Raw genomic sequence first — 6,371 nt, forward strand, 5'->3', positions numbered from 1 at the left:
GCGCTGCACAACAAAAATCAGAGCCATCAGCTTGGTTTGAAGTTTTGTATGCCGAAGCTCAAGGCGACACAACACAGATTCCTTGGGCCAAGTTAGCTCCTCACCCTTATCTGCAAGATTGGTTGACGAATCATGAACCGTTCGCTTCTGGGCAAAAGGCGTTAGTAATTGGTTGTGGCTTGGGAGACGATGCCGAAGCTTTAGTAAATCTGGGGTTTGAAGTAACTGCCTTTGATATTTCACCGACAGCAATCGCTTGGTGCCAAGAGCGATTTCCTAATTCAACTGTCAACTATATAGTTGCAGATTTATTAGCAATTCCCTCACAATGGCATCAAGCTTTTAACTTTGTTTTTGAATGTCGCAATATTCAAGCTTTGCCCTTGAATGTGCGTTCTTGGGTTATTTCTTCAGTTACCTCTGTAATTGCTCCTGGTGGAATGCTGTTGATGATTACTCGTGTTCGAGACACAGAAGCTGAACCGGATGGCCCACCTTGGCCATTATCTAACTCAGAATTAGCACAGTTTAAAAATTTAGGGTTATACCAAGTAGAGCAACTTGTGTTTTTAGAGTCTGGGCAAATTGAGGTTAAACAAGTTCGGATTGAATATAGAAGACATAATTCTCTGAGCAAGTAGTAATTAATGCTCGACTTCTGCTGCTGTTATTCAGAGGTCAAGTAATTTGCAACTTCTTTTTGAACCCAAGTCATATATAGCTATCAACTATGAAATTATTCAAATACCCAATTCAGCTTGCTTCCTCTTGCTTTGCCATCTGTGTTATCGCTTCTACGGCTGCGGTAATTGCTCAACCCAAACCTCCACAAACCAATTCGGTAATAAAATTAACACCGACTCAATTAAAAGTTTTGCGTTCACTAGGCTTAAAAATAGCAGTACCAAGTTACGTACCTACAAATTTTCATGCTGACAAGGTAATAGTCTCGGCTGGGCGCGAAAATGTTGATAGTTTGCGTTACTTAATTGTTTACCAAAATTTAAGTGCAGATAAATGCTTTGCGATTGAGTCAGTATCTGGGGGTATTGGAGACTTACCTGCTGGGTCGCGCAGTTACCCGATAAATTCTGCGATATTTGGAAAAAGCACTTTGGAGCAAGGATTATACGGTAATGCCAAACAACCAACATTGCTATCGCAGTGGTGGGGAGAGCAAAATGGCCCCTTTTACAGATTTGTCGGTACGGGAGTAATGCCAGAATTGTCTAATTGCAGTAACGTTACTCCCCAAGAAGCAGTCAAAGTTTCACAGTCGATTCGATACTTGAATTAATCGATTATGGCTTTGCAGTGATTGGATTGCCAGTGGTAAAACCATTCATCTATGGCGCTACTTTTTCTTTAAACTGTTTCCCAGCAGAAAACGCAGGCACAATGGTAGCTGGAATTGTCATTGGCTCATTGGTTTTCGGATTACGCCCCTCACGTTCTGAGCGTTCGCGTCGCTCGAATGACCCAAACCCTATGAGCGTTACCTTTTCACCATTGGCTACAGCTTCGGTAACGACTGACAAAAAAGCACTAATGATTTCATCAGCTTGCTTTTTTGTGACGTTGGCTTTGGCTGCTACAGCATCCACTAGCTCACCTTTGTTCATAAATTACCCTGAAGTATTGCAAATATTGGAAATCTAGCATTACTAGCTTTTATTAGCAAAGGGGTGAAAGGAGTAAAAATCAAGCAACACACGAAAATTAACAATGCACTGCTACTGCCTCTTAGACACTCAGGCAGTCCAACCCCATTACAAAACCAACGGCAGCAATTGCTTCATCACCTTTGTCATGTAGAATAACTGTGGGTATAGCCGAGCGCAACACCAAAGATATTCACAAAGAAAAAGTTCATGCACTCCTTTGCTCCCAATTTGACAAGATCCAAACAGCATTGGTGATTGGAACTAACACTTGAACTCTTTAATTTAATTACGCCGACGTTTCACAAGGATGAATAGAGCGATCGCACTTCTAGGTTAAGACATCTCTTAAAAAGTAATTTAGGCAGGAATGATTAAAGCAATTAGTGAACGCTTATCAAGTGATTGAACTTTTCCTACAGAGTTGAGATCAGTTACAACCCGATCTAATAGTTCTCCAGCTTGCTCACGATATTGATGTTCCCGACCTCGTAAACGAACGGCAAATTTCACCGAATCGCCTTTACTCAACCACCCAACTGCTTGTTCAATACGTAACTTGTAATCAGCTACACCTATATTCAAACCAAACCGAACTTCTTTTACTACTGGTCTAGCACTTTGTGCCTGACGCTTTTTCTTTTGATACTGAAGCTTGCCATAATTCAGAATCTTTGCAACTGGAGCCTCTTTTCCTTCAGACACTAATACTAGGTCTAACTCTAGGCTTTCGGCTAGCTCTAATGCTTCATTGGTATCGGTTAAACCACGATTATTATTCTCATGGTCAATCAAGAAAACTTGGGGTGACTTGATTTGCGAGTTTATTAGTTGTTTTGGAATTGCGATAACGTTTGACTCCCAGATATATATTACAAACCTATAAAGTATCAGTCATGCCGACTATTGACAGCCTTGTTGTCTAAATCCATCGTAACCTAATCTTTTGCTTCTCTTTAGTTACAAAACCTGTATGGCATGGAGCGCTTCTATTGAGAATGTAAATATGCTTTCAATTTCCTACAACCGTATCGATAGCCAGCAGCCACAAAGCATTACCATTCAAGGTTATGTTGTCCGTCCTGGATTACACATTCTCACTTACGAGCAACTCAAGTTCCTACGGGAGCAAACACAGCACCATTCTCAGCTTGAACATTTAGTCAGTCAAGGCGTGATTAAGTTGACTGGTTAATAGTCGCCAGCACAAAAATCCTAACTCGCTACATCTAATTCCACATTTGCTGGCTGTTGTTGCTCCTTGACAGCACCCAGTTCCTCAATAAAAGCGTCAATTGCCTTGGCTGCTGACTGCTTACCTGTTTTCAATTTAGAAAGGATATTTTCGCGTATTGCTGAATAATCTGGTAAGACTTGCTGCTCAACAGAAATAGCCTCTTGCTTTGGTAGGGCAACTCCACCATCACACTTTTCTATTAAGTCCTTTATCTGAGCGATCGCATCTGCCATCTCTTGCTTAATCACCTGTTTTATGTCTTCCCTATCAGGTGTTAACACAGCTAAAGCATTTACTTCCTGCTTAACTATTTCCTTAATCTCATCACCATTAGATAACGCCAGCCCAGCTTTTGTCTGACCCAGGATTCCCTGGAGCAATCTTGTCGCTGTATGATTCAATGACTCATTTTCGGAAATCTGCATTGCCGATAAAGCTTTGACTTCTGTATCCGTTAGCCCAATTGAAATTGTTACCTTAGCCATACTTTTAAAGCCTGTAAATATTAATTTTGTACATCGTTAGTTCTGGGTTATACCGTTTGCATACAGTTTCTTTGACAGTACTTTGATTGCTTACCACGAATGCTGTATAAAAAACTTATCAATGACCCAATTATTAAACTTTGCCCTGTGAGCAACTTTTACCCTCGATGTTTTAATCTAGCTTCAAGTCAGTCAAGTTGCCACTCATTCAATTCTAACGCACACTTACCTGATATCCATCTTAAAAATGAGGGCACATCTGCCCTCATGTAAACTTTTGACTTTTAAGTATTGCCCTACATCCGCTATCCTTGCAGTTTTATAACTAGAACTTACTTGTTCGGTTCGCTGCACTGTATAAAGTCAGCGCAATCAGAATAGTTTACAGCTGCTATAAATACTCAACTTCGAGAGCAAAATCACCTGTTGTTACAAATGTATTATAGTAGTAGTAAATTAAACTATGCACCTTTATGCACCTTCTATGGTTTCGTCGAGATTTGCGTTTAACTGATAATGAAATTGTCACCTCTTCATCTGGTAATGATGCAAGAGTTCTGCCATTCTTCATTATTGACCCTTGGTTTTATACCTGGGCTGATGTTGGAACTTCTAGAGTCCGCTTCTTGTTTGAGTCATTGGAAAATCTCGACTCAAATCTTAAGAAGTTAGGTAGTTGGCTATACTTATTTGAGGGTAATTCTACAGACATCGTGCAAGAGTTGACTAGGCAGTTAATCATTGCAGGATATAAACCCAAACTTTTCTTTAACCGTGATGTGCAGGTAGAGTACGGTGTCAGCCGGGATAAAACCGTAATTGATTTCTACAAACAGTTAAACCTTGATTACCACATTGGACTGAACAACTTTCTGCAATCAGCAGAGCAACGTGACGAGTGGTTTAACGAATACTACACCTATCAAAGACAATCCCAGTATAAAACACCAGCAACTATTAATACGCCTCAAATCACACTCAATCTACCACAGCTAACATTTGAAGAACTTAAACAGAAATACCATCGCTTTTGGGCAGTAGGGAAAGTTTACTTTTCAGGGGGTGAAACACAAGCACAAGCTCAACTAGACTCATTTCTCAAGAAAAGATACTCTGGCTACCATTGGAAACTTTCTCGCCCAATGCTCTCACAGCTTGGAGCAACATCTCATTTATCACCACACCTGACTTTTGGGACTATTTCAACTCGCACTGTTTACCAAAGCACTAAAGCCTTAGCAGAAGAATTAAAAGCTCAACCCAAAGCAGAATTTTCCCTCAAAACATTTCGAGACCGTTTGCGTTGGCATGATAGTTTTACTGGGCGGCTCTATTTCCATCCAGAAATTGCTTACACTAACTGTTACCCAGAATTTGATCAACTATATACCCCATCAGCGTTATCAGGAGCAAAACAAGAATTATTTCAGGCGTGGCAACAAGGAATGACAGGTTTTCCACTGGTTGATGCCAGTATGAGACAACTCAAAACGATGGGCTGGATGAACTTTCGGATGAGGGCAATGTGTGCCACGTTTTTAACTATCAACTGTGGTATTTCCTGGTATCACGGCGCTAGACATTATATGAACTATTTAGTGGATGGAGATTTAGCAATTAATAATTGGCAGTGGCAGATGCAGGCTGGTGCAACGAATCCACTTAGCGATACTTTTCGCATCTATAATCCGTCAAAGAATGTTGCCGAAAAAGACCCTCAAGGAGACTTTATTTACCACTGGATACCAGAACTGCGGAGCTATAGTTTACCAGAAATTGAACAGGAGAAATACATTAACAATAGTTATTATCCACAACCAATTTTAGATTGGTCAAAGACGCGTAAAGTTAATGGCAAAGTTGTTTCTGACTTACGAAAGCAAACCAAACAGCGATTGTTAAGCCAAGGTGGAGATGAATACAATAATGCAAACGCTGCTAAAATTACAGTTGAGAAATACTGGCAGCATCAAGACAGAGAGTACAAAAAATATCAACAAAAGCTTACTGAGTTGCAGGAGTAAAGCATTATCTAGATTTTAAACCAAGCTCCTCTCTCTTTTTACTAAATAAAACCACCATTCAACAATACTTTGTCGCGTCTTCCCCACATTCATCTACTAAATACAACAAACACTTATAACGAAGACCAATTATTTGTTCATAGAAAGGATTGATTTTACATAATGGGGGAATGTGAAAAAGCGTTCGCCCTAAAATTGATACAGTTCTTTCAAAAGGACACTGAGATGGAATTAGTTTACATAATAGTCTGGCTAATTTGGGATTATGAATTTCTAATATTTCAACCTGATAACGTATCTGGTTTAATAAGCTGTGATTTAAATGGTCTTGCGTAGGTAAATTCATATATCAACTCTCTTTCCTGAAATCTGTTCCTCTAAAATGACAGTTATCTTCAGACAAAAACATCGTAAATTTACGAAACTATTTCTCTTCTTAAAAAAAGCTAATTGAAATCTCAGTAAAATTCCCTAAAATCTAGAATAAGTAAGCAATTGTATCTTATATAACAAATGTTGCAAGCAAAGTTAGTGTCTGAGGAAGCAGGAGCGTAATCTTTACTTCAAGGGGCTACGCAAATGTTTACGCACTCTTGCTTCTGTAACGATTACTGTTTTCTACTTCGAGTGTTTAGCGTCAAAAATCAAAACTGCGATCGCTTTATACAACATCTGCAATTCAACAGTCACATTTCCCCTAACATTGCCATATCCTGTCTTGAGAACTTATTGGTTTTGGAATTACGCCCTTCACGCTAGTAGCGATGCCGAAGGCGGCAAGCTACGCGTCGCTCGAATAGGCCAAACCCTATAATTCCAGAGGCGTTACGCTTGATATAAGGAAATAAACTTAGTTAAGATCCCAAAATGTCCTCACCACAAATCCAATCCTACGGTTGTAACAACTCTCTAGACCAGCCTTTATCCACTCTGCCGTCGTGGAAAATCAAACTGCTGTATGACG

The 6,371-nt window shown here is 39.8% G+C and carries 8 protein-coding genes; 4 read left to right on the forward strand and 4 right to left on the reverse strand.

Annotated elements, in window-relative coordinates; genetic code table 11:
- Both IQ274_RS36090 and IQ274_RS36095 read left to right on the forward strand, forming a co-directional pair.
- Nucleotides 1-641, forward strand: a 641-nt coding sequence (locus IQ274_RS36090; protein ID WP_194145222.1) for a class I SAM-dependent methyltransferase, incomplete at its 5' end; no start/stop codon positions are given.
- An 89-nt stretch (nucleotides 642-730) separates the two neighbouring features.
- Nucleotides 731-1,297, forward strand: coding sequence for a hypothetical protein (locus tag IQ274_RS36095; RefSeq protein ID WP_194145223.1), 567 nt, complete (start codon nucleotides 731-733; stop codon nucleotides 1,295-1,297).
- A gap of 49 nt (nucleotides 1,298-1,346) precedes the next feature.
- Here the strand turns inward: IQ274_RS36095 and IQ274_RS36100 are convergent, their stop codons facing one another.
- Nucleotides 1,347-1,622, reverse strand: coding sequence for an HU family DNA-binding protein (locus IQ274_RS36100; RefSeq protein ID WP_194145224.1), 276 nt, complete (start codon nucleotides 1,620-1,622; stop codon nucleotides 1,347-1,349).
- A gap of 399 nt (nucleotides 1,623-2,021) precedes the next feature.
- Nucleotides 2,022-2,555, reverse strand: coding sequence for a translation initiation factor IF-3 (gene infC / locus IQ274_RS36105; RefSeq protein WP_228058638.1), 534 nt, complete (start codon nucleotides 2,553-2,555; stop codon nucleotides 2,022-2,024).
- Between the two features lie 112 nt (nucleotides 2,556-2,667).
- Between infC and IQ274_RS36110 the strand changes: the two genes are divergently transcribed.
- Nucleotides 2,668-2,856: a hypothetical protein gene (locus tag IQ274_RS36110; RefSeq protein WP_194145225.1), complete on the forward strand. Its 189-nt coding sequence runs from the start codon at nucleotides 2,668-2,670 to the stop codon at nucleotides 2,854-2,856.
- A gap of 20 nt (nucleotides 2,857-2,876) precedes the next feature.
- Here the strand turns inward: IQ274_RS36110 and IQ274_RS36115 are convergent, their stop codons facing one another.
- Nucleotides 2,877-3,383, reverse strand: a complete 507-nt coding sequence (locus IQ274_RS36115) for a hypothetical protein (RefSeq protein ID WP_194145226.1) — start codon at nucleotides 3,381-3,383, stop codon at nucleotides 2,877-2,879.
- A 473-nt stretch (nucleotides 3,384-3,856) separates the two neighbouring features.
- On the opposite strand from IQ274_RS36115, the gene IQ274_RS36120 reads away from it, so the two are divergent.
- Nucleotides 3,857-5,407 carry an FAD-binding domain-containing protein gene (locus IQ274_RS36120; protein WP_194145227.1) on the forward strand — a complete coding sequence of 517 codons (1,551 nt, stop codon included), beginning with the start codon at nucleotides 3,857-3,859 and terminating at the stop codon, nucleotides 5,405-5,407.
- 58 nt (nucleotides 5,408-5,465) lie between these two features.
- Here IQ274_RS36120 and IQ274_RS36125 read toward each other — a convergent pair whose 3' ends face one another.
- On the reverse strand, nucleotides 5,466-5,753 hold the full coding sequence (locus tag IQ274_RS36125) for a Mo-dependent nitrogenase C-terminal domain-containing protein (RefSeq protein WP_194145228.1): 288 nt from the start codon (nucleotides 5,751-5,753) through the stop codon (nucleotides 5,466-5,468).
- Nucleotides 5,754-6,371 lie beyond the last annotated feature (618 nt).

Origin of the sequence: Nostoc sp. LEGE 12447 (genome assembly GCF_015206985.1) — a bacterium.
Lineage (GTDB): Bacteria > Cyanobacteriota > Cyanobacteriia > Cyanobacteriales > Nostocaceae > Nostoc.

Excerpts from the sequence above, each read along its gene's own strand:
- IQ274_RS36110 (WP_194145225.1), top strand. The coding sequence starts at position 2,668 with ATGCTTTCAATTTCCTACAACCGTATCGATAGCCAGCAGCCACAAAGC.
- IQ274_RS36115 (WP_194145226.1), bottom strand. The coding sequence starts at position 3,383 with ATGGCTAAGGTAACAATTTCAATTGGGCTAACGGATACAGAAGTCAAA.
- IQ274_RS36125 (WP_194145228.1), bottom strand. The coding sequence starts at position 5,753 with ATGAATTTACCTACGCAAGACCATTTAAATCACAGCTTATTAAACCAG.
- IQ274_RS36120 (WP_194145227.1), top strand. The coding sequence starts at position 3,857 with ATGCACCTTCTATGGTTTCGTCGAGATTTGCGTTTAACTGATAATGAA.
- IQ274_RS36095 (WP_194145223.1), top strand. The coding sequence starts at position 731 with ATGAAATTATTCAAATACCCAATTCAGCTTGCTTCCTCTTGCTTTGCC.
- IQ274_RS36100 (WP_194145224.1), bottom strand. The coding sequence starts at position 1,622 with ATGAACAAAGGTGAGCTAGTGGATGCTGTAGCAGCCAAAGCCAACGTC.